This is a genomic window from Dongia sp., from assembly GCF_041905885.1.
Lineage (GTDB): Bacteria > Pseudomonadota > Alphaproteobacteria > Dongiales > Dongiaceae > Dongia.
Window position 1 is genome coordinate 220178 of record NZ_JAYRKD010000001.1, and the last position, 23372, is coordinate 243549.

Consider the following 23372-nt stretch of genomic DNA (forward strand, 5'->3'; position numbering starts at 1 on the left):
TGGCTGGCCCTGCTCCGTCGTCATGCCCGGGCTTGGCTCGGGCACCCCTGAGTTTTCTGCAACGAAATCAAGCAGTTCAGGGATCCCCGGGTCAAGCCCGGGGATGACGACCGAGACCGGGGCCGAGCCGCCATGACTGGGCCGGACGAACTACCCCGGCGTGGCCCTATCCCGCGGCGGGGGCAAAGGTTAACTTCGCGGCCGCCCTCCTTCGCCAAGGCTTCCGCCTTCGCTTAAAGCTTCGGCGGACAGGTCGGAGGGCAAGTAGGGGGCCGGCTGGGTATGGTGGATCAGCTTATCGCCGAACTGGGCGCGCATTGGCCGCTGCTGCTGGCTTCCAGCGCCGCCATCTTCCTCGCCGCGATCGTGCGCGGGTTTTCCGGCTTCGGCTTCTCGCTGCTGTCGATCACCGCGATCTCGCTGTTCATGCCGACCCAGGCGATCGTGCCGTCGATCTTCATGCTGGAGGTCGCGGCCTCGCTCAATCTCATTCCCTCGATCTGGCGCGAGATCGACTGGAAGGGGCTGGCCTGGCTGCTGCTCGGCTATGTGATCGGGCTGGCGCCCGGCATCTATGCGCTGGTCTATGCGCCGGAGGCGCCGCTGCAGATCGCCCTCAGCATCTTCGTCATCGTGACCAGCATCGTGATGCTGCGCGGCTTCCGCCTGGAGCGGACACCGGGGCCGGCCGCGACCACGGCGACCGGCGTCGCCTCGGGGCTCTTGAACGGCGCGTTCGGCACCGGCGGGCCGCCGGTGGTGCTATTCTATTTCTCGACGCCGGCCGCGGCGGCGGTGGGGCGCGCCTCGGTGATCGCCTTCTTCCTCTCGACCGACACGCTGGGACTCGCCGGCCAGGCGATGAGCGGCATCATCACCCTGCAGAGCTTCGTACAGTTCATCGCCTGGCTGCCCGCCCTGCTGATCGGCGTCTTCATCGGCAGCAAGGGCTTCCAGCACATGGACCAAGCGAAGTTCCGCAAGGCCGTGCTGTGGATCCTGCTGCTGCTCGCGGTGGTGGGGCTGGTGAAGGGCGGCACTCAGCTGCTGGCGTGAACCGCAGGACAAGTGTCCGCTACCAACTTCCGATTGCCAAGCCGCCATGCCGGGCCGCAGAATAGGCGCGGGGACATAGCGGCATACGAGGGGGAGTTCATGCAGTTTCAAATCGGGCGCGTAATCAGCGACAGCATCGCTGTGTTCGGCCGCAACCTGGGGCCGTTCCTGGTGATCTCGCTGATCATCGGCATTCCCTACCTGCTGGTCTCGCTGATGACCGTGGCCTCGATCGACATCGAGGCGATCCAGGCGACCGGCCAGCTGCCCTCCGGCTTCTGGGGCATGATCGTGATCGGCATCCTGATCGGCATGCTGACCTATGCGCTGACCCAGGCCGCCCTGGTCTACGGCACGGTGCAGGACCTCCGCGGCCAGCGGGCTTCGTTCGGCGACTGCCTGTCGCGCGGCTTCGCGGTGCTGCCGCGGGTGCTGATCGTGGCGCTGCTGGCCAGCCTCGGGATCTGGATCGGCTCGATGCTGCTGCTGGTGCCCGGCCTGATCCTCATGGTGATGTGGTGGATCGTCAACCCGGTGCTGGTGATCGAGGGCGCCGGCGTCGGCCAGGCCTTCAGCCGCAGCCGCGACCTGACCCGCGGCCACCGCTGGCAGATCTTCGGCATCCTGGTGCTGGTCGGCCTGGTCTATTGGATCGCGAGCTTCCTGCTCGGCCTGGTCGGCGGCGCGATCGGCATGGTCGGCCAGCAGATCCTGAGCGCCGTCGTCATGCTGTTCTTCTCGGCCTTCGCCAGCGTGCTCACCGCGGTCGGCTACTTCTATCTCCGCGCCGAGAAGGAAGGCATCATCATCGACGACCTCGCCAAGGTGTTCGACTAGCGAGCGTTCGATCAGCCGGGCGTTCGGTTGAGCCGGCGCGCGGTGCCGCACTTCACGATCGGCGGTGTCATCGGCGCCGGCTGCTCGGTGTTGATCCGCGATTTCCTGCGTCTGCTCGCGATCGGCCTGGCGGTCGCGGTGCCGGTCGGCCTGGTGCTGGCGGTCGCGATCCTGGAAGGCCCATTTGAAGCCGGCGGCGCCGTGATCCGCGTCGCCCCCGAGCCGGGCGTCGATATCGGTGCGATCCTCTATTGGCTCGCTGTCGCCCTGCTGTTCCTGGCCGGCTATGCCGCGGCGCTGACCGCGCTCACCCATGGCGCGCTGCAGGCGCTCGGCGGCGAGCCGGTCGGGATCGGCGTCAGCCTGCGCGTCGCGATCCGCACTTTGCCCAAGGCCTTTGGTGCGATCCTGGTCTACTGCCTGGTGGCCGGCATTCTGCTCGTCGCCGTGGTCTGGTGCATCGTGGCGCTGTCGACGGAGCTGTCGGTTGCCTGGCGGCTTCCCGATTTCATCGACTACGGCAAGCTGGCGCGGAACGGCGGCATCGGCCTGGTGGGCCTGGTCCTGCTGCTGCTGTTCATGATCGCGAGCTGGGTCTTCGTGCCGGCGCTGGCGGTCGAGGGCGCGGGACCGATCCGCTGCTTCCGGCGCAGCTTCGCCCTCACCAAGGGGCGGCGCTGGAAAGTGCTGGCGATCGTCGTTCTGCTGGCCGTCGTGAGTGTGGGATCTTCCCTGCTCACCGGACAGATCCAGCAGGCCGGCGCCGTGGATCTCGGCGCATGGCTCGACTACGCGCTGACCGGTTTGCAGACCGCGCTCGGCGTGACCATCTCGGCCGCCGGCTATCAGCGGCTGCGCGCCGAGAAGGAAGGCGGCGCCGACCTCGCGCAAGTTTTCGACTGAAAGCGCGGGCGTCGCGCGCAACGCTTGCGCGAAGTTCGCATTGCGCGCGACGCCCGCGCCGCCGCAGAATGGCGGCGCGAGGATTGGCGGGGGAAAGTCCGGATGGCGATGGACGGAAATGCGGCGGGCGGGCCGCCGCGCTTTGCGGTCGGCACGGTGATCTCGACCGGCCTCGGCCTGCTGCTCGCCAACATCTGGCGCTTCCTCGGCATCATCCTCGCGGTCGCCCTGCCGGCGGCGGTGGTGCTGGTGCTGCTGGCCGCAGTGCTGCAACTTTCCGAGCCGCTGGCATCCGGCGGCCGCGCCCCGCAGGTGCTGGCGCTGCTGGTCGTCGCCGTGTTCGCGATTCTGGCCTATCTGCTGATCCTGAACGCGGTCACCTTCGGCGCGTTGCAGGGCCTGCGCGGGCGCAAGGTCGAGATCGGCGCCAGCCTCGCCAACGGGCTCGCCGCACTGCCGCGCGCCTTCGTCGCGGGCCTGATCTTCGCCGCGGCGGGCGGCGCCGTCGGCTTCATGGTGGTCTCGATCGGCGGCGCCATGGCCATGGGCGGCGGCTTTGTCGGCGGCCTCCTGGCCGGGCTCGCGCTGATGGTGGTGATCTTCTACCTGATCGTCCTTTTCTGGGTCTTCCTGCCGGCGATCGTGGTCGAGCGCGCCGGGCCGATCGCCTGCTTCATCCGCAGCGCGGCGCTGACCAAGGGCTACCGCTGGCGAATCCTCGGCATCCTGCTGCTGGTGGTGGTCGCCAATATCGGCGTGGCCTTGCTGATCAAGCTGCTGGCGCTGGTCGGCGCGCCGGCGGCGAGCGTGGTGCTGGATCAGCTCTCCAACCTGTTCTTCCTGGCCTTGAGCGCGGTGCTGTCGGCCGTCGGCTACAGCCTGATCCGCGCCGAGAAGGAAGGAGTGGCGACCGACGACCTCGCCGGCGTGTTCGACTGAGGAAAGCATGAGCGACGAGGCCTATGCGCTTGCCGAGACGCCGCGCTTCCAGCCCGGCCGGGTGATCGCCGACAGTTTCGAGACCTTCGGCCGGATCGCGCCGCAGGTGGCGGGGATCGTGCTCATCGTGGCGGTGCCGCTGTTCGTCTGGCTGGTGCTCGGCGGCAAGAAGATGCTGATGGAGTTCGCCCTGGTCTCCAGCGCGGAAACCTGGCAGGCCGGCTTCGATCCGGCGCAGGTGATGCTGATGCTGCTGATCGCGCTGATCGGCCTGGCGATCCATGGCGCGGTGACCGACGCCGCCTTCCAGGACCTGCTGGGCGAGCCGGCCGACCTGCTGCAGAGCCTGGGGCGCGCGCTGGTGATGGCGCCGAGCCTGGTCGGCGCCGGGCTGTTCGTGGTGATGCTGTTCGGCTTCTCGCTGGTGATGCTGGGGGTGGCGGCGGGGCTGCTGGCCGGGGTCCTGCATTGGAGCTTCGGCCTGGCGCTGGGCCTCGGCGGCGGGGTCGGCCTGGCCATGCTGGCGCTGCGCTGGTGGCTGCTGATCCCGGTGATCGTGGTCGAGGGGGCGGGCCCGATCGCCTGCATCAAGCGCAGCACCGCGCTGACCGAAGGCCATCGCTGGAAGCTGCTCGCTTTGCTGCTGACGCTCTACCTGCCGCAGCTCCTGGTGAAGCTGCTGCTGGTGGTGGCGACGCCGGTGCTGGGCGCGGTGGTGATTGCGGTCGTGAACATCGTCATTTCCGGCGTCTTCACCGCCTTCAACGCGGTGGCGGCCACGACCATCTACGGCCACCTGCGGGCGATCAAGGAAGGCTCGGGCCTGGCCGGGCTGGCGGAGATCTTCGAATAGCGGTCAGCGCTCGGCCTTCAGCTTCGGGCCGTTCTTGCCGTTGCCGCTTTGGTCGCCGCTGCGGTCATGCTTGTCCTTGCGGCGGTGGCCGAACAGCAGGCGGCGCTCGAGATGGGCGCGCTGGGCGGCGTAGAAGGCCTCGAGGAAGCCCGTGGCGTCGAAGCGCTGCGTCGCCGGCGCCACCTGGTCGGCATCGGGCCAGCCGATCTTGGCGCGGATGCGCTTGGCGATCTCCTCGCGGCCGGCGGCGCTGCCGGCCTCGGCGCGGCGCAACACCGCCTCCAGGGTCTGGAGCTCGTAGACGCCGTAATGCCCAAGCTGCGCCGGGGTGAATTTGAACGGCGAGGCCTCGACCCGCGCCTGGGTCAGCGGGATGGCGCTCGGCGCGCGGGCGGTGAGGTCGGGGAGCAGGGCCGCCTTGGGGGCGGTGATCACCAGCGTTCCCGCCACCATGTCGCCGACCCTGAGGCCGTCGCGGTTGAACAGCGGCATCAGGGTGAAGATGCCGACCCAGCCCAGCATCAGCAGCTGCTCGATCGCCTCGAAGCCGGTCAGGCTCGGCACCGCGAGAACGGTCAGCGGCATGAACACCTCGACCTCGCGCATGAGGTTCCGGACCACGATCGATTCCGGCCGGAGCGGGCCACCGCCGCGGTCGATCACCCGGAGGCCGAGCAGCCGCTTGCCGGGGGTGGCGCCGCGCCAGGCGAGCTCGGTGATCGGGAAATAGAAGATGCGGAGCAGGAAGAAGGCGAGCACCCCGATCACCAGGGCCCAGATCTTGATCACCGAGACGGTGAAGGCCAGCGCGATCCCGCCGATCACCAGGATGATGATGATGAAGACCACGTCGAGCACGAAGGCGGCGGCGCGCGAGCCGCGGTCGGCGAGCTCGACCACCAGCGGCACGCCTTCCGGCGTCACGATCGCGCGCTGGCGGCGGGCCAGCGGCAGGCCGTTGCTTGGCAGCGCCGCGGTTTCACCGGCCACGGTCATTGGCTCTCGTCATCGGGTGCGGGCGGCAGCGGTTGCAGGAAATAGAAGGCCCAGAAGGCCAGCATCAGCCCGCCGATCGCATAGCGGGCCCAGAGCGTCACCACCCATTGCCGGGCATAGCCTTCGAGCATGCCGGCGACGCAGAACATCAGCACGCAGCCCAAGGCCACCTGGCCCGCGGTCCGTCCGGTCTCCGCCAGGGCGCCGAGCCGGGTCTTGCCGCCGGGGAAGAGGATGGCCCGCGCCAGCGCGAAGCCGGCGCCGCCGGCCAGCATGATCGCCAGCAACTCGGTCGAGCCGTGGATGATCAGCCAGCCGCCGATCTCGATGCCGAGGCCATGGCTGACATAAAGCGCCACGAAGGCGCCGAGCATCAGCCCGTTCTGGATCAGCAGCAGGGCGGTCGGCAGGCCGAAGGCGAATCCGAGGGCGAAGCAGACGATGCCGATCCCGGCATTGTGGACGAACAGGAAGGAGGCGAAGGCCGAGAGCATGTCGCCGGGCGCGGTATCGTGGTCGTAGAGCACCGCGCGCAATTCCGCTGCGGTCGAGGTCGGCATCCGGCCCTGGGCCGCGCTGCCCGGCATCAAGGTGTAATACCATTCCGCATTGTTCATGCAGAGGAAGTAGCCGGCGAAAGCCGCGATCACCGAGAGCAGGATCGCGAGCAGGATCGGCCGGGCGAGCTCGCGGACCGCCGCCGGGAAGCCGCGGCGCACGAAGGCGCTCGCCACCGCGAAGAAACCCTTGCGCGGCCCGTAGATCTGGAAATAGGCGCGGTTGGCGAGGCTCTCGAGATAGGCGAGCAGGCTCTGGTCGAGCGAGATCGAGCGCGCGACCGAGAGCGAGGAGAGGGCGCCGCGGTAGAGGGTGGGGAGCCGGGTCAGTTCCTGCGGGGTGAGGCTCCGGGGCGAGCCCTTGCGGAGCTTCTCCAGCAGGTCCTCGAGCTCGCGCCAGGAAGGCTCGCGCTCGCGCCGGAACTGGGTGCTCTTGAGGACCGCGGATTCCATCAGGGTTGCGACGCGAGATCCGCGGCCATCAAGCCCCGATTACTTCTTGAAGTTCTGCTTGTAGGAGGACTCGGTCTTCACGCTGTCCTTGGCGTCCTTCTTGGGCTTCTTCTTCTCGCGTGTCGTCTTCTGCTGACCTTTGGCCATGATGGTCTCCCGGATTGTTCAACCGCAATAAATGTACACGGTCCGTTGGCGAGGTCCAGAGGGACCCTACATCCGGTAAGGTGTTGCGTGCCGTGCATAGGCGCCCCGGCATCGGGCGGGGGCGCAATCCGGCGCGAAGCGGTTATCTTTGCCGGAGCATTTGACCGGAGGCCTGCCCGTGATTCCCTTCTCCGTCCTCGACCTTTCGCCGATCTGTGAGGGCGGGACCGCGTCCGACGCCTTCCGCAACACCCTCGACCTCGCGCAGAACGTGGAGCGGCTGGGCTACCGGCGCTATTGGCTGGCCGAGCACCACAACATGCCGGGAATCGCCAGCGCCGCGACCGCGGTGGTGATCGGCCATGTCGCGGCCGGGACCGGGACCATCCGGGTCGGCTCGGGCGGGATCATGCTGCCCAACCACGCGCCGCTGGTCATCGCCGAGCAGTTCGGGACACTGGAATCGCTCTTCCCCGGGCGAATCGATCTTGGCCTCGGCCGGGCGCCGGGCACCGACATGCGGACCGCCCGGGCGCTGCGCCGCAATCTCTCCGGCAGCGACGACAGCTTCCCCCAGGACGTGATGGAGCTGCTGGCCTATTTCGGCGCCGAGATGCCGACCCAATCGCAGGTGATGGGCAATCAGGTCCGCGCCGTGCCGGGTGCCGGGCTGAACGTGCCGCTCTGGATCCTGGGCTCCAGCCTGTTCGGCGCGCAGCTGGCGGCGGAGCTCGGCCTGCCGTTCGGCTTCGCCTCGCATTTCGCGCCGGACTACCTGATGCAGGCGCTCTCCATATATAGGGAGCGGTTCAAGCCCTCGACGCAGCTCCAGAAGCCGCATGCCCTGGCCTGTATCGGCGTCTTCGCCGCCGCGAGCGATGCCGAGGCGCGGCGGTTGTTCACCTCGCTGCAGCAGCAGTTCATCGCGCTCCGTCGCGGCACCCCGGGCCCGCTGCCGCCGCCGCTCCCCAGCATGGAAGGCCATTGGTCGCCGCAGGAGCGGATGATGGTCGAGCATAGCCTCATGTATTCGGTGGTCGGCGGCCCGGAGACGGTGCGCCAGGGCCTGGCCGAGTTCATCCACGCGACCCAGGTGGACGAGCTGATGATCACCGCGCAGATCTATGACCACGCGGCGCGGGTGCGCTCCTTCGAGATCACCATGGAGCAGCGCGAGAAGCTCAGCGCCGAGAAGCAGCGGCGGGCCGGCTAGGCCTTACATCTTAGGCGATACACCTATTGGCAGATCCGGTAATACGGCGAGCGGGTGCTGGGGCCGAGATCGACGTGGAGATGCTCGGCATGCGCGGCGTCGCTGCCGGGGCCGAGGACGGTGAGGAAATAGCCGCAGGCGGTGGTCCTGACCGCCGCCAGGAAGCCGGTCACCGCCGGCGCGGGCTGATCGGCCGGGCGGACGGCGAGGCGGCGGCCGTCGGCGAGGGCAAAGGCGGCGAGGTCGAGGGCGTTGCCCTTGGCGTGTTCGCTGATCTTGCCGGTCGCCTGGTTGTTGCGCTTGCGGCAGACATAGCCCGGCCCGCTCTCGATCGCCGCCAAGCCGGACCCGAGGTGATGGCGCGCCAGCGGTTCCACGACATTGCCGATCCAGTCGGCGAGCCGCTCCGCCAGCCGGCAATCCAGGACCGGCGCCTGGCTGAACGCGATGCTCTTGTCGCCGATCGCGAGCGACCGCAGCCGGACCGGCAAGGGGATCGCGCATTCACCCTCGACGACCGGCAGCGCGAAGGAGAAGGTCAGGCCGCGGGCATCGAGCTGCTGCCGGCAGGCTTCGGCGCTCATGACGCTTGCGGTGTTGCTCTGCGCGAGGCCGGGGCGTACCGGCATCCAGCAACCCAGTGCGATGGCGATGAGAAGAGTCGTCCTGGCGAAGCGCATGTTACCAGGGGAGCATAGCCCGAAGCCTTGTGCAAATGGGGTCGACCGGCGGCCGGCGGTGAGATATTTGTCCAGGCTCGCCGCAAGAAGCATCCCCGGTCATGTCCCCCGCCGCACTTTACCGCCAACCGCTGCGCGGCCTCGCCTACATGGCGGTGGCGATCCTGCTGTTCTCGGCCATGGATGCCGCGGCGAAGTGGCTGACCACGGGATACAGCGTGGTCGAGATCGCGCTGTTCTCGCGGCTGCTCTCGCCCTTCTTGTCCCTGGGGGTGGCGCTGCATCAAGGCGGCATCGGCACGTTGCGGACGCGGCATCCCGGCTGGCACCTCGCGCGGGCCACGGCCAACGGCGTGACCCTGGTCACCTTCTTCGCGGCGCTCATCTATCTGCCGCTGGCGGATACGGTGGCGATCACCTTCGTCAGCCCGCTGATCATGTGCGCGCTCGCCGTGCCGCTTCTCAAGGAGCGGGTCGGCCCGCGGCGCTGGATCGCGATCGTCATCGGCTTTGCCGGGGTGCTGGTCATCACCCAGCCGAGCGGCGTCGGCTTCGGGCTGGGCGCGGCCCTGGCGCTTGCCGCCGCATTGGGCAGCGCGTTCGAGATCATTCTGACGCGGCGGATGAGCGGCACCGAGAGCAGCCACAGCATCCTGTTCTGGTCGTCGTCGCTGATGATCCTCGCCTTCGGGTCGGTGGTGCCGTTCGCCTGGACCACGCCGGTGCCGGCAGACTGGCCGGCGATCGCGGTCCTGGCGCTGTCCGGGAGTTGCGCGCAGTTCGGCCTGGTGCAGGCCTTCCGCTATGGCGAAGTCTCGATGCTGGCGCCGCTGGAATACAGCGCGCTGATCTGGGCGACGCTGTTCGGCTATCTGTTCTGGGGCGACCTGCCGACGCCGACCGTGCTGGGCGGCGTCGCCATCATCGTCGCCAGCAGCGCCTATGTCGCGCATCGCGAGGCCCGGGCCAAGGGACAGGCGACCGCGCCGACCCGGGACCTGATCTAGAGAACGCGGCGGTACTGGATGAAGCCCGACTTGTCGGCGATCCGGTCATAGAGCTGCATCGCCGTCTCGTTGGTTTCGTGCGTGAGCCAATAGACGCGGGCGCAGCCGGCCTGCTTCGCCACGGCGTAGACATGCTCGATCAGCTTGCGGCCGACCCCGCCGCCGCGCAGGTCGGGCGCGGTGAACAGGTCCTGGAGATAGCAGTAATTGCCGATGGTCCAGGTCGAGCGGTGCTCGATGTAATGCACCAGGCCGACCGCGCGCATGCCGGCCCAGGCCAGCGTGCCGTTCATCGGCTCTTTGGGGTCGAGCAGGCGCTCGAAGGTGGTCGCGGATACCTCCTGGGCGATATCGACCTTGTAGAATTCCTGGTAGCCGCGCCAGAGCGGCATCCAGGCATCATGGTCCTCGCGCCGGATCGGGCGGAGGACGAGATCAGCTGCGGCAGTCATGATGACTTCTTTCTTCAAAAGCTGAGCTTGCGGTATTGCTGCCCTGCGGCGTCGAAGTTCCCAGGCTCCAGCCACTTCTCGTAGCCGGCTTTGAGGCGCGGCCAGTCCTGGTCGATCATGGCAAACCAAGCGGTGTCGCGGTTCTTGCCCTTGACCACCATATGCTGGCGGAAGATGCCTTCGAAGCTGAAGCCGAAACGCTCGGCCGCCCGTTTCGAAGGTTCGTTCAGGTTGTTGCACTTCCATTCGAAGCGACGGTAGCCGAGATCGAAGGCATATTGCGCGAACAGGAACAGGGCTTCGGTGGCGATGCGGCTGCGCGCGATCGCCGGACCCCAGAGGATGTTGCCGATCTCGATCACGCCGTGGACGGGGTCGATCCGCATCAGGGACTGCCGCCCCTCGGCGCGCCCAGTCCGCTTGTCGATCACGGCGAAGAACAACGGATCGGCGCCGGCCGCGGCTTTCTCGATCCAGGCGTTGAAGGCCGCGGCATCGGCCGGCGCTTCCTCGAACAGATAGCGGAACCGGTCCGCGGCGCCTTCGGCGCGCGCCGAGGCGAAGAGCTCGGCGCCGTGCCGCGCGGGGTCAAGCGGTTCCAGGCGGGCGTAACGGCCGTCGATGGGCGCGCGGTCGGGGCGCGGCACGCCCTTCCAGTTCGAGAGATTCATGAGAGATATCCTGGGGTGAATGCGTCCCCTGGATGTGCGCCATAAAGCGGTATCCTGTAAAATACCACTTTCGACAAAATCAGGGATCCACTTTGGGGCGGGGCCGCAACGGGAACGCCGCTGTCGAAAGAACTCGAGTGAGACAACGCGCCGTCGCCGGCGAAGGTCGCGCGGCTGCGTCAGGTGTGCAGGTTCCGCGGGGCGGCAGCGGCAGTGAATTGGCCAATTGCAGCGGTTCTCTGCGGAGCCGATGGTGGGTGCGACAGGGATTGAACCTGTGACCCCTACCGTGTGAAGGTAGTCGGCAATGACAAATTTACTATCTAAATCAAATAGTTATAGAAAACCCTCGATCTGCTGCACGCGTTTTGCACACTCTCCTACGAGCGCCTTTGCGAGGCTGGTTCGTGGCTTCAGTTACTTCGAGTCGCCGCTCTTTAATCGCGCGGCGACGAGGCGGGCGATCTCAGCGGGCACTTGATCTGGAACTGCGAAGACCGAGCTGACGTTGATTTCACACAAGACATAAGTGTCCTCACCCGATGCGGTACGCGGTCCATAGAGAAAGTCCGCGTCCCAGATGATCGGCAGGGAAGCCTCGTCGATCCCGAGAACCTCCATCATCTGCGGAGTCCACTCGGCCTCCATTTTCTCTCTCAATCTCTGAAATGGCTCGGCCGAAGCGAGGTGCATGATCTTCGAACCCGGCTGTGCCGCCGGAGAGGCCGGGCCTTCCGGCGGTGGCGGGATCAATGCCCTGATCAGCTGATGGCCAAACCCGACGACCCGGTCGGCGCCCATGTAGCAGCGGATCATGCCCTCGGCCAGGCGCATCTGGAACGGCTGGTCCACGATGCATGCGTCCGATGCGAGATAGGCCTCGCATCGCGTCATGAAGGCGGTCAGCGGCATCTCCTCGGGGATGCTTCCGCTCTGCGCCTGGAGGACCCGGACGTTGGCCGTGCCGCCATCTCCATCGAGGCTCTCGACCTTCCAGACGCCCTGACCCGCATTGCCCCGATTCCGCTTCAATACGCGCGAGCCCGACGCTCGCAGGCGGCGTGGAAACTCTATCCGGAAGGTCTCGGCGGACTCATATATATGGGTATCGCTGCCCCACCCGAGATGCTTGGTGCGGTACAGCACTTCCTTGGTGCCCATCTTGGGGATCACGTCGGGGTGCGCGCTCACCCAAGGCCCGCGTGACGCGACGTCGCGAAGCAGGGTATCGAGCGATTTGCGCGTTTTCCCCTCTTGCAGTGGATTGACCCAGACCAGCACGCCATCGACGGACAAAAGCTGGTCACGGACTTCGTCCGCGAATTCCTCGTCATAGACCGCGGGCTCGGGGCGAATGCCGACAGCTTCAAGTTCCTCGAAGACGCGGAAGTACCGGTTGTTCCCGGGCGTCGCCGTGCGACGCGCCTCCCAGTCGCCGCGCCAAACAACCGCCACCTTTGATGTCATTGTCGTTGTCACCTTGATATGTCGTCCCAGCTCTTGGAAGCGCCGCCTTCTCGGCCGCCGGCGATGTGGACCTTGGCGGTGTAAAGCAGGTCTGAAACGCCGCAGGTCTGGCAGATCCTCATCGACCCCGGATTCTAGTTTCTCTTGGATGGCCTCTGCAGGACACCGTCAATTGTCTGTCCCGTTCCATCTACGTCACGCAACTCGATCGTCGCTCCGGACAGCCAAACCAGATAACAGCGCTCGTCATTGTTCAGAGTAATGCAGAGCTGGTCGTTTTCGACACGCCATGTTCCGTCGCCCTTTTTCTCGAGGTAGTACGACGTAATGTGCCCATCGCCCCCGTAAACGTCTGCCCAGTGGAAGGTGTCGGTGAATTCCATTCCAACGAACATGGCTTTGATCTGCTCGCCATTCAGCTGCCTGAATGTTTCATCCGCGTATGTCATCTGCGGGGGCAGAGGAACCAAGATGAAGCTTACCGCAAGAGCCCAAGCCTGGCTCAGCAATCGCGAGGGTGAACCTGATTCAAGCAAGATGTGCAATCGGGGAGTACCGGTGACGCGCGTCTGATCGTGGGCGTGTCCGGCATCGCACGTTCGCGATGCCGGACATCCGTTTCCGGGGTTAGCTTTTCGCGATGGCGACTTTATCGAGCGCTGCGCGTAGACCCCTAGCCAGCTTTGACGCGTCGTCATTGGCCCAGAAATGCATGAAGTAGAGGCTGGGCTGCTCGTCCAGCATGTGGCTGTGGAGGGCTGTCACCTCGATCCCGTTCTCCCGCAGTGCCCGGAGCACGGGATTGACCTCCGAAGCGATCAGCACGAAATCGCCGGTGATGGCAGCCTTGCCGTCTCCGGTCGGCTGGAAGTTGATGGCGATACCGGTTCCCATGGCAACCGGGATGGTCATGCCTGCGTCGGTCACCGCACCGGCGCGCGGGATGGTGAACTGATAGACGCCGCCGTTCGCCTTGCCCGCGTGGCCCAGGGTCTTTTCGATGGCCGCGGTATCGAGATCGATCGGCGGCGGCGTTGTTGCGGCAGCGGCCGACCCGAGCGGCGTCTTGCTGAGACCGAGCGCCGTATGCAGTGTCTCGGCAAGCTTCACCGGATCGCCCTCGCTCTCGACATGCATATACATCGTCGCCGGCTCCGCGCGGAGCAGATGGTTGTGCAGCGCGGTGATCTCGAAGCCGCCTCCGCTGAGACTGGTCATCACCGGCTCGATTTCGTCCTGGGTCAGGACCAGATCGCCCATCACCATCGCGCCATTGCCCATCGGCTGAAAGGCGACCCAGCCGCCGAGAGCGAGCGCCGGCTTGATCGCGACGCCGTCCACCGTGACCTTGAGATCGCTGCGCGGCAGTCCCACGCGGTAGACACCGCCGGGCATTTCGGTGCCGGTCTTGCCCAGGGCCGCACCGACCTTGCTCCAATCCGGGTCTCCAAGGGCAGGGTGGGCGATCAGCAGCGGCAGAGCGATGACGAGAAGTGATTTGATCGAGAGTCTCGACTGCATGGCTGTTCTCCTGGTTTGAGGTACCCCGAAACCCCCCGAAACTCTGAAATGATCGCTGGCGACCAGCGGAGGCCGCTCTCAGCGCGCGGTCGCGGCCCCCGGCGTCATTGCCGGCGGCCAGCTATGGGCCTCCTTCTGCCGTCCCTTGGCCCAGGCATAGAGCGCGTCATAGATGACGAAGCCGTGTCGCAGCACCTCGTGATCGTCCGGCGTCACGTCGCGCAGACCCTGCGAGATCGCCAACAGCCCCGCCGATTGCGGGGTCAGATCGTGGCGGCTGGTATCGGCGCCGCGCACGATCGGTGCCAGCACCATGATCGCCGGATCGCCATTAAGCGCGTATTTGGCGATGAAGGTGTCGAAGCTGCATTGGTCGCCGACATGGGTGAGCTCGACTCCGGGAATGTCATAAGGCGTCGCTCCGGTTTCCTCGGCGACCGCCAGCACACGGTCCGGCGGCGCGAACAGAAACTGCGGCGCCTTGTCAATGAACCGCGCGATCAGCCAAGGACAGGCGATGCGGTCGATGACCGGACGTTCGCGTGTGATCCATTTCATGGTGACCTCCTCCTTTTGTCGCGGAGCCGGCATTCGAGCGGCCGGGTCACGAGATCCAGAACCGCTTGTGCGCTTCTGCTTCCGCTTCGTGGCGCGAGACGCCGATATCCCGCAGCAACCAGTCTTCGAGCTCGCCGAGGCGGCGCCGCTGCCGGCTGCGCTCGCTCCAATCGCGGACGAGGGACAACAGTCGCTGCGGCACCAGCGCCAGCGGGGCATCGGTCGGGACAGCCGGCCACTTGCGCGCCCAGGTGTAGAGCGCGTCATAGACCACCAGCCCGTGTTCCAGCATTTGCCGGTCATCACGGAAGTTCCGTGAGAGGCCATGCGAGATCGCGAACAGGCCGGCGGATTGCGGCGTCATCTCCAGCTTGCCTGTGTCGGCGCCGCGCACGATGGCGGCGACGCGGTGGAGTGCCGGATCGTCCAGCCGGTACTTCGCGATGAAGGCATCGAAGCTGCAGCGCCCGGGCTTGTGCGACAGCTCCGCCCCGGGCACGTCGAACGGCGTCGCGCCCGTGCGACCGGCTGTTGCGAGAACGGCGTCTCCGGGAACAAACAGGAATTCCGCGGCATGGTCGATGAACCGGTTGATCAACCAGGGACAGGCGACCCGATCGATCTTTGGGTGCTCGCGTGTGACCCATTGCATGGGCTTTCCCTCCCTCAGGCTACGATCGCGGCAGACAATGCGCCCGAATAAAAAATGATACAAGTGTTGCATTAATGAATTTTTTGAGATACGGTATGACTATGGTCGGGGGCGAGATACAAACAGGCGAGCGTTGGCTGCTGCTGATCCATCAGCTGCCGACCAAGCCGGCCTATTTCCGGGTCAAGGTCTGGCGGCGGCTGCAGGGCATCGGCGCCGTGGCGGTCAAGAGCACGGTTTACGCACTGCCGGCCAACGCCGAGACCCAGGAGGACTTCGAATGGCTGCTGAAGGAGATCGTGGAAGGCGGCGGCGAGGCCATGGTCTGCGAGGCGCGGCTGATCGACGGCCTGTCCGACCCGCAGGTCAGGGCCCTGTTCGACGCGGCGCGGGATGAGGACTATCAGGCGGTCACCGATGAGCTGCGCGCGCTCGTCGCCAAGCTGGCCGCAAGTGCAAGCCGCGAGGATTTCGCCGACGCCCGCAACCAGGCGCGGCGCCTCAGGAAGCGCCTGGCGGAGATCGTGAGCATCGATTTCTTCGGTGCGACGGGCCGCCTCTCGGCGGAGAGTCTGATCGCAGAACTGGAACAGCGGACGGCGGAGGACGAGCGGATGCCGGAAGAGCAAAAACAGACGGTCTCATCCGCGGTTGAGGATTTCAAAGGCCGCGTCTGGGTCACGCGCAAGGGCGTGCATGTCGATCGCATCGCGTGCGCCTGGCTGATTCGCCGCTTCATCGACCCCAAGGCGACCATCCGCTTTGTGCCCGGAAAGGGCTACGTCCCCGCAGAAGGCGAGCTCCGCTTCGACATGTTCGAAGGCGAGTTCACCCATGAAGGCGATCGCTGCAGCTTCGAGGTGTTGCTTGCCCGCGCCGGCCTTTCCGATCCCGCGCTCGCGTCGATTGCCGAGATCGTCCACGACATCGATCTCAAGGACGGCAAGTTCGGCCGTGAGGAAGCGACCGGCATCGCGCATCTGATCGCCGGCATCGCCATGGCGAATGACGATGATGAAGAACGGATCGCACATGGGGGTCCGGTCTTCGACAATCTCTACCAGTATTTCCGCACCAAGCGCGGATAGCCGAAGAAGAGGAAACGGATGAGCAAGGTGGAACCGATCGACGCCATCGCGGCGCCGGCGAGCGCCACGCCCGCGCACGGCGTCCCGTTCGGGGAAGCCGTGCGGGTCTGGGCGCGGGTTGCCGCCCTGAGCTTTGGCGGGCCAGCGGGCCAGATCGCGGTGATGCACCGGATCATCGTCGAGGAGAAGCGCTGGATCGGCGAGACGCGGTTCCTGCATGCGTTGAACTACTGCATGCTGCTGCCGGGCCCCGAAGCGCAGCAGCTCGCGGTCTATATCGGCTGGCTGATGCACAAGACCCGCGGCGGGCTGGTGGCCGGCACGCTCTTCGTGCTGCCGGGCATCATCGCCATCATGGTCTTGAGTTGGATCTACGCGATCTTTGGCGATGTCGGCGCGGTCCAAGCGCTGTTCTTCGGGTTGAAAGCCGCCGTGCTGGCGATCGTGCTCGAAGCCGTCGTCAGGGTCGGCAAACGCGCGCTCAAGAACCGGGTGATGATCGGCCTCGCGGCGGCGGCCTTCTTCGCCATCTTTTTCCTCCATGTGCCGTTCCCGATCATCATCCTTGCTGCGGGCGTGATCGGATTCGTCGGCACCAAGGCTGGGATGAAGGCATTTGTCGTCGGCGGCGGTCACAGCAAGGTCGGCGACAAGCAGGTGGCCGATGCCGACAGCCTGCTCGGCGAATCCGTCCCGGAGCATGCCCGGCCCAATCTCGCCTGGTCGCTGAAGATTGGTGCGGTCTTCCTGCTGCTCTGGCTGGTGCCCGTCGCCGCCTTGCTGCTGCTCGCCGGTCCTGGCGATGTCTTCAGCCAGATCTCGGTCTTCTTCTCCAAGATGGCGGTGGTCACCTTCGGCGGCGCCTATGCGGTGCTCGCCTATGTGGCGCAGCAGGCGGTCGGCACCTATGGCTGGCTCCGGCCCGGCGAGATGCTGGACGGGCTCGGCATGGCGGAGACGACGCCGGGGCCGCTCATCATGGTCACGCAGTTCGTCGGCTTCATGGGCGCCTTCCGTGCGCCAGGTGGTCTCAACCCGCTGCTCGCGGGAACGCTGGGCGGCCTGCTGACGACCTGGGTCACCTTCACGCCGTGTTTCCTCTGGATCTTCGTCGGCGCACCCTTCGTCGAGGCGCTGCGCAGCAACAAGGCGCTCTCGGCGGCACTGGCCACCATTACCGCCGCGGTGGTCGGCGTCATCCTCAACCTCGCCGTCTGGTTCGCGCTGCATGTTCTCTTCGGCGAGGTCCGCGGTGTCGCCGCGCTCGGCACGACGCTGGACGTGCCCGTTCTCTCGTCGGTGAAGCTGCCATCGCTCGTCCTCACGCTCGGCGCGATGCTGGCGGTCTTCCGCTACAAGGTCGGCATGTTGAAGGTGCTTGCCGTCTGTTCGGCCATCGGCCTGATCTATGGCCTCGCACTGGGAGGAGTCTAGGATGTTGCACGCCGTCAAGCCATTGGCGTTCAAGCCGCCGCGCCTCGCCGGCCTCTCCGAGCGCCTGCTCGCCAGCCATTACGAGAACAACTACGGCGGGGCGGTGCGCCGGTTGAACGCGATCGAGGCGCGCCTGGCCGAGCTCGACTGGTCGAAGGCACCAGTCTTCGAGATCAACGGGCTGAAGCGCGAGGAGCTGATCGCCGCCAACTCGATGATCCTGCACGAGGTCTACTTCGACGGGCTCGGCGGATCGGGCGACCCGTCGGGCGAGATCGCTGCGCGCCTCGAGCGCGACTTCGGCTCCGTCGCGCGATGGCAGGCGGAGTTCTCCGCGATGGGCAAGGCGCTGGCCGGCGGATCGGGCTGGGTCTTGCTCACCTGGTCCGACCGCCACGGCCGGCTGGTCAACACCTGGGCCGCCGATCACACCCACGGCCTCGCGGATGGTCGGGCGCTCGACATGTACGAGCACGCCTATCATCTCGATTTCGGCGCCAAGGCGGCAGCATATGTCGATGCCTTCATGAAGAATGTCCAGTGGGACCGCGTCGGCGCGCGCTATGCGCGCGCGATGCGCGGCGGAAATGCCGAAGCCCCGTCCGTTGCCGACCATATCTCGGTCGAATCCCTGCGCGCACGGCTGGAACGTCGCGAGGACATCCTCGTGCTCGACGTCTGCCTGCCGGAGGATCTCGCCAAGCGCTCGGACATGCTCCCGACAGCGCAGATCCGGGCACCGGAGGCGATCGATGCCTGGGCGACGGAGTTGCCGCGTGGCAAGGAGATCGCCGTCTATTGCGTCTATGGCTTCCAGGTCAGCGGCGATGCGGTCGCCGAGTTGCGGCGCCGGGGCTATGACGCCAAGAGCGTTGCCGGCGGCATCGCCGCCTGGCATGCGATGGGAGGGCCGACGGTACCGCTCGCGCATTGAGCGCTCGCCGCAGTAGTGGAGTTTTCCATGGCTTCCACCAACCTGATGCGGGTCGATCGACTGACCAAGTGATACGGCGATCAGCTTGCCCTCAGCGCCGTCGCGTTCGACATCCGCGAAGGCGAAGTCTTGGCGTCATCGGACCGAACGGATCCGGCAAGACCGCCCTGCCGAGCCTGTCTAGCTCAGGTCGAATCGACCATGAACTGACGCGGCGACAAGCGGCGTCTCGTGATTGCTGGGAGTGATCCGCTCGGCCGCGGTGGCTTATGCGCGGCCGGCCAGCCCCAGGACTGAAATCACACCGATCAGCAGGATGATGAAGGCGCTACCGATTTCCAGGGCGCTCAGAAGGCTGGCAAAGCCGTCTAGCCGTTGCCGCAGGCCGGCAAGGGTGCGCCGGATGACGATCGCCACCGTGCCGATGACGGCGATCGTGGTCATGATGCCGAGGGCCATCACCGCGACCAGGATGAAACCGATGCCCAAGCTTGCATGTGCAAAAGCCATGCTGAGCACCATGATGGTGAGCGGGCAGGGTAGCAGTCCGGCCGCGAATGCGATGCCCGTGTGATGGTGCCGTGCTTCGACGGCAGCCCGAGGGCGGAGCGCGCGCCAGACGTACCAGCAACCTGCCCCGGTCACCGCGAAGGCGCTGACCGCTTCCAGGACCGTAGCCGCGCCCGAAGGTCGGCCCAGCATGGTCGAGGCACCACCGAACAACAGGACCAGCATGATGGCCGTCCCGACATGGGTGCTTGCGAGCTGCGCCGCAGCGGCGATGCCGGTCAAGGGCCGGGCTTCGCGCCCGAGGAAATAGGTGAACAGGATCGTTTTGCCGTGGCCGGGTGTCAGCGCATGGACCATGCCGAGCAGGAACGCTGCGGCTGCCAGGGAGAGCGCTGCCGACCGCCCTCCCTCGGCGGATTGCAAGGCCGCCGAGAACGCCCCTTGGAGCTGCCGGTGAAGTTCAAGAACCTGATGGACGATTGAGGCCAGGAAATCCATGCGCTGTCCGGGTTGCCGAGAGTCTTGCGGCTCCCAACCTGCCACGGAGCGAACACCTGGACCACCAAGTCCCGCATCGGCTCGCCGTCTGCCAGGCAAACCGGCGCACGACCCGGAACGTCGGACTATCGCGGCGAAAGACTAAGCTGCGCGCACAGCTTCGAGGAAGCGCTCGACTTCGCCCTTCAGGCGCTCGCTGTTCTTCGCGAGCTCGGATGCGGCGCCGAGCACTTGGGATGACGCGGCACTCGTGCGCTTCGAGGCTTCGGTGACGCCGGAGATGTGCGAGGAGACATCCTCGGTGCCGCCTGCCACTTCCTGCACGTTGCGGGCGATTTCCTGCGTGGCGGCGCCCTGTTCCTCGACGGCCGAGGCGATGGTGGTCGAGATCTCGCTGACCCGGCCGATGGTCTGCGTGATGTCCTGGATCGATTGCGCGGAACTCGAGGTCGCTTCCTGGATCGAGCGGATCTGCCCGGAGATCTCGTCGGTTGCTTTCGCGGTCTGGGTCGCGAGGTTCTTCACCTCGCTCGCGACAACCGCGAAGCCCTTGCCGGCTTCGCCGGCGCGCGCTGCTTCGATGGTGGCGTTCAAGGCGAGAAGGTTGGTCTGACCGGCGATCTCGCTGATCAGCGTGACGACGGCGCCGATCCGCTGCGCCGAATCGGCCAGCGCCTTGACCTTATCGTTGGTCTCATCGGCCTGGGTGACCGCCGTGCCGACGATCCGGGTCGATTCAGTCACTTGGTTGCCGATCTCGCGGATGGAAGATGTCAGCTCTTCGGTGGCCGCCCCGACCGTCTGCACGTTCTGGCTCATTTTCTGCGCCGCGCTGGCGACCGCGTTCGACTGCTCCGAAGCTGTGTCCGCGGTCTTGGAAAGGCTCTGGGCGGTGGACTGCAGCTGAGTCGCCGCGGAATTGACCGAGGTCACGATCTCAGAGATCACGCGGTCGAAAGCGGATACGGCGGCCTGCGTCTTGTTCGCGCGCTCGAGCTGGCGGCTCTGCTCCGCCTGTTCACGGGCGGCCAGATCGCGTGCCTTCAAAGTGTTGTCCTTGAAAACCTGAACCGCCCGCGCCATCACCCCGAGCTCGTTGGGACGCTCGACGAAGGGGATCTCCTGACTGACATCACCATCGGCCAGGGTCGTCATCGAAGAGCTGATCCGCGCCAGGGGTCGAATGACGCCGGTCAAGGAGAAGAGCGCCAGCAAAGCGGAACAGGCGATCAGCAAGGCGACAACCCCGGCCACGGTCCACCAGGTCTGCGCGTATGTGACGTCGCTGCTTTCGTTGACTTCCGCCGCCTCGTTGCGGTGGCGCTGAATGAGGTCGGCGACGCCGGCGGTGACGATGTCGAAGTCCTTGTCCATCTGGCCGCGGAAAAGCGCACCGGCCTTCGCGGTATCGCCGGAGTTCACCAGTTCGAGGAACTGCGCATTGTTCTTGCGGTAGTCCTGATAGGCATTCGACATGTTGGCATAGATGCCGAGTTCCTCGGTGGCGTCACTCGGGATTCGCGAGCTGAATTCCTTGCCCCATTTTTCGAAGTCCGCAGCATATTGCTGCATGGATTTCTGGGTCTCGGTCCGCTCCGCGTCGGTGACGGCCATCAGATATTGTGCGCCGTCGATGCGCATCTCGCCGAACGCGATCCTCATCTCCTGCGCCGAGGTCGCGCCGGGGAAGAGATCGTCGGAGAAGGATTTCTCGCCTTCCAGGATGATCCCGAGGCTGCGGAGCCCGATGAAGCCGACGACGATGGAGAGCAACATCGTGGCCAGAGCGGCCGACAGGAGCGCGGTTCGCAACTTCAAGGATTTCATGAGACGAGGTCCGGTTATTACCCGTGCGGGCAGTGTTGTGGGCGTGCTGCTTCATATTCTGGAAACCACTAATAAATTCCTAAAATTGATGCCCAAATCCACAGTGGGGACCATAATATCCTCCAGGATAGGTTTGATTCCGTCGGCTCTAGTGCCTGTTCACAAGCTTGCTATGCGGTGCCGCGGACTGTGCATTTACATCCTCCAGGATAGGTTTTAACCTTTGTGGTCATGATGAGCGCCGATCCAAGGCAACTCTTGGCGCGTGGCCGGCGAAATGCGGCGGCCTCAAGATTTGTGCTGTGCTGGGCCGCCACCGCCATGATCGCGACGGGAGCGAGCGGCGAGGAGGGGGCGCCGCCTGCTGTACCGAGCGGCCTGTTGCTGGGAAACCTCGCTTGGCTCCGGGCCGCAGCTTCGGTTTGTGAACAGGCCTTTCCAAGCGCTTCGGATGGCGTTGGTGCCGCGTATGACGTCTGGCTCCGCAGCAACCCGCAGGTGAAGGCCACGCTCACTTTGCTGGACGAGGAGCCGCGATCCCCGATGCAGGGAGAGACGCGACAGAAATATGCGCGCTCCTATGCGCAGGCCTTTCGCATCTTCGATGAGAAGAGAAAGTACGACCCGGAGGATCTCGCGAATCAGTGCAAGACCACGGTCCAGGAACTGGCCGACGGAGTCTACGATCTACCCAAGGCGGCCCCGTGAACGAGGACCGGGTCCCCTGGACGGCGGCACTATTGCGGCGTCTGGCCCATGCTCTGATGCTCGTTGCGGCGCTTGCCACGGCGATCGCTCTGCCTCTGCATACGATGGGGATCGAGCATGCGATCGAGCACCTGCAGGAGACGCAAAGCGCCAGTGCGGCCGGGTATGATCAGAACGGCGCCGGCGGTGATTTCGAAGCCACATCCCACGACAGTCTGAGTGGATGTCATGTCATTGCCGCCGCGCACGTCGCTTTGGCATTCCCGTCCTGTGATCGCGGAAAGGCGCGCGCCTCGACAAGTGACCAGAGCTGGCGGTCCGCCAATGCGATCTCGCTTCAGCGCCCTCCCATCTCCTAGTGCGGATCCCGATCCGCCCGCCTTCCACTAACCAGGAAGGCCGATCGCGCATGCAAATCCGCGCGCGACCCTCGGTGACCGACGATCCGGGGAGCGTTGCCGAAGGTATCTGACCAGGCCATGAAGCGAAGTCACGACGATGTCGTCCAAGCCCTGAAATGGCTCGAGACGCGACCAACTCTTGAAGCACTGCGGCAGAAGTATCCCGACGACTGGCACTGGGTCGAGAAGGAACTCGCCACGGCGGTCGAGGTCAAGGATCACGCCCGGCTCCACGCATTGATGCGCCCAATCGAGAGCGCCAGCATCAAGCGCGGCATGCGCCTGAAACCGACCGAAGCCGTCCGGATCACGCGGGCTCTGATTCGACAGCGGATGGCGGCGACCGCGATCCAGCAGTTTGTCCGGGAGGCCCTGCCGGAAGGCAGCATTCGTGCCGGCTGGTCGGATCGGCTTCTCTTCAGACGGCTTTTCTTCACCCGGCAACACCAACGCAAGATCGTGTCGGAAACCGCGTTCCGGCTGCTTTGGCCGCTCGTGCGGCGACCGAGCGCGCTGATGCCTCTTGCCGAGGCAAATGGCATTTACGGGTTCTTCACAGCGCGCTTCGTCTCGGCGCTGGCGGGCCGGATCGACGGATCCTGCCTCGAGATCGGCGCCGGAGACGGCGCCCTGGCGCGCTGTCTGCGCGATGCGGGCGCCGATATCGTCGCCACCGACGATTACAGCTGGTCCGGCAAGATCGACTATCCACCCGAAGTCCAGAAGCTTCCGGCGGTCGAGGCATTGTCGCAATACCGGCCGGAATCCGTGCTCTGCTCCTGGCCGCCCGGGGGAAATCCCTTCGAGGCGGCGGTATTCGAAACGCCATCGGTCCGGCGTTACATCGTCATCGGCAGCCGCCACCAGTTTGCATTCGGCAACTGGCGCAGCTACCGGGCCCAAGCCGCCTTCTCGATGCAGCTCGATGAGGCGCTCAGCGGAATGCTGCTGCCGCCGGATTTCGGCGGCGCGGTCTATATCTTCGACCGAAGATCGATGGTGGTCTGAGG

At 65.8% G+C, this 23372-nt stretch carries 25 protein-coding genes; 13 read left to right on the forward strand and 12 right to left on the reverse strand.

Features of this window, described 5'->3' with window-relative positions; all coding sequences use genetic code 11:
* Positions 1-282: 282 nt before the first annotated feature.
* The 5 genes from ACH2CY_RS01035 (at position 283) to ACH2CY_RS01055 (ending at position 4588) form a co-directional block, all read left to right on the forward strand.
* Complete coding sequence (locus ACH2CY_RS01035) at positions 283-1056, forward strand: sulfite exporter TauE/SafE family protein (RefSeq protein WP_395014953.1); 774 nt, start codon at positions 283-285, stop codon at positions 1054-1056.
* A gap of 99 nt (positions 1057-1155) precedes the next feature.
* On the forward strand, positions 1156-1893 hold the full coding sequence (locus ACH2CY_RS01040; RefSeq protein WP_395014954.1) for a hypothetical protein: 738 nt from the start codon (positions 1156-1158) through the stop codon (positions 1891-1893).
* Between the two features lie 27 nt (positions 1894-1920).
* Positions 1921-2796, forward strand: coding sequence for a hypothetical protein (locus ACH2CY_RS01045; RefSeq protein WP_395014956.1), 876 nt, complete (start codon positions 1921-1923; stop codon positions 2794-2796).
* Positions 2797-2898: 102 nt separating this feature from the next.
* Positions 2899-3735, forward strand: a complete 837-nt coding sequence (locus ACH2CY_RS01050) for a hypothetical protein (RefSeq protein ID WP_395014958.1) — start codon at positions 2899-2901, stop codon at positions 3733-3735.
* 7 nt (positions 3736-3742) lie between these two features.
* Positions 3743-4588, forward strand: coding sequence for a hypothetical protein (locus tag ACH2CY_RS01055; protein WP_395014961.1), 846 nt, complete (start codon positions 3743-3745; stop codon positions 4586-4588).
* A gap of 3 nt (positions 4589-4591) precedes the next feature.
* Here ACH2CY_RS01055 and ACH2CY_RS01060 read toward each other — a convergent pair whose 3' ends face one another.
* Positions 4592-5584 carry an RDD family protein gene (locus ACH2CY_RS01060; protein ID WP_395014963.1) on the reverse strand — a complete coding sequence of 331 codons (993 nt, stop codon included), beginning with the start codon at positions 5582-5584 and terminating at the stop codon, positions 4592-4594.
* Entirely contained in the window at positions 5581-6594 is a 1014-nt protein-coding gene (locus tag ACH2CY_RS01065) for a stage II sporulation protein M (RefSeq protein ID WP_395014965.1), read from the reverse strand. The genes ACH2CY_RS01060 and ACH2CY_RS01065 overlap by 4 nt, the downstream gene beginning before the upstream one ends.
* Positions 6595-6919: 325 nt before the next feature.
* Here ACH2CY_RS01065 and ACH2CY_RS01070 point away from each other — a divergent pair, with 325 nt between their 5' ends.
* Positions 6920-7954, forward strand: coding sequence for an LLM class flavin-dependent oxidoreductase (locus ACH2CY_RS01070; protein ID WP_395014967.1), 1035 nt, complete (start codon positions 6920-6922; stop codon positions 7952-7954).
* A 23-nt stretch (positions 7955-7977) separates the two neighbouring features.
* On the opposite strand, the gene ACH2CY_RS01075 is transcribed toward ACH2CY_RS01070, so the two are convergent.
* Positions 7978-8583, reverse strand: a complete 606-nt coding sequence (locus ACH2CY_RS01075; RefSeq protein ID WP_395014969.1) for an extensin family protein — start codon at positions 8581-8583, stop codon at positions 7978-7980.
* Positions 8584-8735: 152 nt separating this feature from the next.
* Between ACH2CY_RS01075 and ACH2CY_RS01080 the strand changes: the two genes are divergently transcribed.
* Complete coding sequence (locus ACH2CY_RS01080) at positions 8736-9641, forward strand: DMT family transporter (RefSeq protein ID WP_395014970.1); 906 nt, start codon at positions 8736-8738, stop codon at positions 9639-9641.
* Here ACH2CY_RS01080 and ACH2CY_RS01085 read toward each other — a convergent pair.
* From ACH2CY_RS01085 to ACH2CY_RS01115, 7 genes are all read right to left on the reverse strand, one after another.
* A complete protein-coding gene (locus tag ACH2CY_RS01085; RefSeq protein ID WP_395014972.1) occupies positions 9638-10093 on the reverse strand; it encodes a GNAT family N-acetyltransferase in 456 nt (151 codons plus the stop codon). The genes ACH2CY_RS01080 and ACH2CY_RS01085 overlap by 4 nt on opposite strands.
* Before the next feature lie 14 nt (positions 10094-10107).
* Positions 10108-10764: a GNAT family N-acetyltransferase gene (locus tag ACH2CY_RS01090; protein WP_395014974.1), complete on the reverse strand. Its 657-nt coding sequence runs from the start codon at positions 10762-10764 to the stop codon at positions 10108-10110.
* Positions 10765-11181: 417 nt separating this feature from the next.
* Positions 11182-12231 (reverse strand): Cj0069 family protein, encoded by a 1050-nt coding sequence (locus tag ACH2CY_RS01095; protein WP_395014976.1) that lies wholly within the window; start codon positions 12229-12231, stop codon positions 11182-11184.
* A 134-nt stretch (positions 12232-12365) separates the two neighbouring features.
* Positions 12366-12767 carry a hypothetical protein gene (locus tag ACH2CY_RS01100; RefSeq protein WP_395014979.1) on the reverse strand — a complete coding sequence of 134 codons (402 nt, stop codon included), beginning with the start codon at positions 12765-12767 and terminating at the stop codon, positions 12366-12368.
* Positions 12768-12858: 91 nt separating this feature from the next.
* On the reverse strand, positions 12859-13752 hold the full coding sequence (locus ACH2CY_RS01105; RefSeq protein ID WP_395014981.1) for a DUF1259 domain-containing protein: 894 nt from the start codon (positions 13750-13752) through the stop codon (positions 12859-12861).
* 78 nt (positions 13753-13830) lie between these two features.
* Positions 13831-14310 (reverse strand): chromate resistance protein ChrB domain-containing protein, encoded by a 480-nt coding sequence (locus ACH2CY_RS01110; protein ID WP_395014982.1) that lies wholly within the window; start codon positions 14308-14310, stop codon positions 13831-13833.
* Between the two features lie 46 nt (positions 14311-14356).
* On the reverse strand, positions 14357-14962 hold the full coding sequence (locus tag ACH2CY_RS01115; protein ID WP_395014984.1) for a chromate resistance protein ChrB domain-containing protein: 606 nt from the start codon (positions 14960-14962) through the stop codon (positions 14357-14359).
* 95 nt (positions 14963-15057) lie between these two features.
* Here ACH2CY_RS01115 and ACH2CY_RS01120 point away from each other — a divergent pair, with 95 nt between their 5' ends.
* From ACH2CY_RS01120 to ACH2CY_RS01130, 3 genes are read left to right on the forward strand one after another with little or no spacing between them, the layout of a single operon-like run.
* Positions 15058-16050: a chromate resistance protein ChrB domain-containing protein gene (locus ACH2CY_RS01120; protein WP_395014987.1), complete on the forward strand. Its 993-nt coding sequence runs from the start codon at positions 15058-15060 to the stop codon at positions 16048-16050.
* 18 nt (positions 16051-16068) lie between these two features.
* Complete coding sequence (gene chrA / locus ACH2CY_RS01125) at positions 16069-17484, forward strand: chromate efflux transporter (RefSeq protein ID WP_395014990.1); 1416 nt, start codon at positions 16069-16071, stop codon at positions 17482-17484.
* Position 17485: 1 nt separating this feature from the next.
* Positions 17486-18418 carry a Fe-Mn family superoxide dismutase gene (locus ACH2CY_RS01130; RefSeq protein WP_395014992.1) on the forward strand — a complete coding sequence of 311 codons (933 nt, stop codon included), beginning with the start codon at positions 17486-17488 and terminating at the stop codon, positions 18416-18418.
* 267 nt (positions 18419-18685) lie between these two features.
* On the opposite strand, the gene ACH2CY_RS01135 is transcribed toward ACH2CY_RS01130, so the two are convergent.
* Together ACH2CY_RS01135 and ACH2CY_RS01140 are read right to left on the reverse strand one after the other, a co-directional pair.
* The gene (locus ACH2CY_RS01135) at positions 18686-19426 is read right to left on the reverse strand and encodes a hypothetical protein (RefSeq protein WP_395014993.1); all 741 of its coding nucleotides are present in this window, start codon (positions 19424-19426) and stop codon (positions 18686-18688) included.
* A 141-nt stretch (positions 19427-19567) separates the two neighbouring features.
* The gene (locus ACH2CY_RS01140) at positions 19568-21253 is read right to left on the reverse strand and encodes a methyl-accepting chemotaxis protein (RefSeq protein WP_395014996.1); all 1686 of its coding nucleotides are present in this window, start codon (positions 21251-21253) and stop codon (positions 19568-19570) included.
* A 321-nt stretch (positions 21254-21574) separates the two neighbouring features.
* On the opposite strand from ACH2CY_RS01140, the gene ACH2CY_RS01145 reads away from it, so the two are divergent.
* The 3 genes from ACH2CY_RS01145 (at position 21575) to ACH2CY_RS01155 (ending at position 23370) form a co-directional block, all read left to right on the forward strand.
* Positions 21575-21961, forward strand: a complete 387-nt coding sequence (locus ACH2CY_RS01145) for a hypothetical protein (RefSeq protein WP_395014998.1) — start codon at positions 21575-21577, stop codon at positions 21959-21961.
* Positions 21958-22320, forward strand: a complete 363-nt coding sequence (locus ACH2CY_RS01150; protein WP_395014999.1) for a hypothetical protein — start codon at positions 21958-21960, stop codon at positions 22318-22320. The genes ACH2CY_RS01145 and ACH2CY_RS01150 overlap by 4 nt, the downstream gene beginning before the upstream one ends.
* Positions 22321-22638: 318 nt before the next feature.
* Positions 22639-23370 carry a hypothetical protein gene (locus ACH2CY_RS01155; protein ID WP_395015001.1) on the forward strand — a complete coding sequence of 244 codons (732 nt, stop codon included), beginning with the start codon at positions 22639-22641 and terminating at the stop codon, positions 23368-23370.
* Positions 23371-23372: the final 2 nt, after the last annotated feature.

Coding starts and splice junctions, on each gene's coding strand:
- ACH2CY_RS01095 (WP_395014976.1), bottom strand. CDS start 12,231: ATGACATCAAAGGTGGCGGTTGTTTGGCGCGGCGACTGGGAGGCGCGT.
- ACH2CY_RS01040 (WP_395014954.1), top strand. CDS start 1,156: ATGCAGTTTCAAATCGGGCGCGTAATCAGCGACAGCATCGCTGTGTTC.
- ACH2CY_RS01115 (WP_395014984.1), bottom strand. CDS start 14,962: ATGCAATGGGTCACACGCGAGCACCCAAAGATCGATCGGGTCGCCTGT.
- ACH2CY_RS01035 (WP_395014953.1), top strand. CDS start 283: ATGGTGGATCAGCTTATCGCCGAACTGGGCGCGCATTGGCCGCTGCTG.
- ACH2CY_RS01085 (WP_395014972.1), bottom strand. CDS start 10,093: ATGACTGCCGCAGCTGATCTCGTCCTCCGCCCGATCCGGCGCGAGGAC.
- ACH2CY_RS01055 (WP_395014961.1), top strand. CDS start 3,743: ATGAGCGACGAGGCCTATGCGCTTGCCGAGACGCCGCGCTTCCAGCCC.
- ACH2CY_RS01130 (WP_395014992.1), top strand. CDS start 17,486: ATGTTGCACGCCGTCAAGCCATTGGCGTTCAAGCCGCCGCGCCTCGCC.
- ACH2CY_RS01075 (WP_395014969.1), bottom strand. CDS start 8,583: ATGCCGGTACGCCCCGGCCTCGCGCAGAGCAACACCGCAAGCGTCATG.
- ACH2CY_RS01140 (WP_395014996.1), bottom strand. CDS start 21,253: ATGAAATCCTTGAAGTTGCGAACCGCGCTCCTGTCGGCCGCTCTGGCC.
- ACH2CY_RS01090 (WP_395014974.1), bottom strand. CDS start 10,764: ATGAATCTCTCGAACTGGAAGGGCGTGCCGCGCCCCGACCGCGCGCCC.
- ACH2CY_RS01065 (WP_395014965.1), bottom strand. CDS start 6,594: ATGGAATCCGCGGTCCTCAAGAGCACCCAGTTCCGGCGCGAGCGCGAG.
- ACH2CY_RS01135 (WP_395014993.1), bottom strand. CDS start 19,426: ATGGATTTCCTGGCCTCAATCGTCCATCAGGTTCTTGAACTTCACCGG.
- ACH2CY_RS01050 (WP_395014958.1), top strand. CDS start 2,899: ATGGCGATGGACGGAAATGCGGCGGGCGGGCCGCCGCGCTTTGCGGTC.
- ACH2CY_RS01080 (WP_395014970.1), top strand. CDS start 8,736: ATGTCCCCCGCCGCACTTTACCGCCAACCGCTGCGCGGCCTCGCCTAC.
- ACH2CY_RS01105 (WP_395014981.1), bottom strand. CDS start 13,752: ATGCAGTCGAGACTCTCGATCAAATCACTTCTCGTCATCGCTCTGCCG.
- ACH2CY_RS01145 (WP_395014998.1), top strand. CDS start 21,575: ATGATCGCGACGGGAGCGAGCGGCGAGGAGGGGGCGCCGCCTGCTGTA.
- chrA (WP_395014990.1), top strand. CDS start 16,069: ATGAGCAAGGTGGAACCGATCGACGCCATCGCGGCGCCGGCGAGCGCC.
- ACH2CY_RS01155 (WP_395015001.1), top strand. CDS start 22,639: ATGCGCCTGAAACCGACCGAAGCCGTCCGGATCACGCGGGCTCTGATT.
- ACH2CY_RS01060 (WP_395014963.1), bottom strand. CDS start 5,584: ATGACCGTGGCCGGTGAAACCGCGGCGCTGCCAAGCAACGGCCTGCCG.
- ACH2CY_RS01110 (WP_395014982.1), bottom strand. CDS start 14,310: ATGAAATGGATCACACGCGAACGTCCGGTCATCGACCGCATCGCCTGT.
- ACH2CY_RS01120 (WP_395014987.1), top strand. CDS start 15,058: ATGACTATGGTCGGGGGCGAGATACAAACAGGCGAGCGTTGGCTGCTG.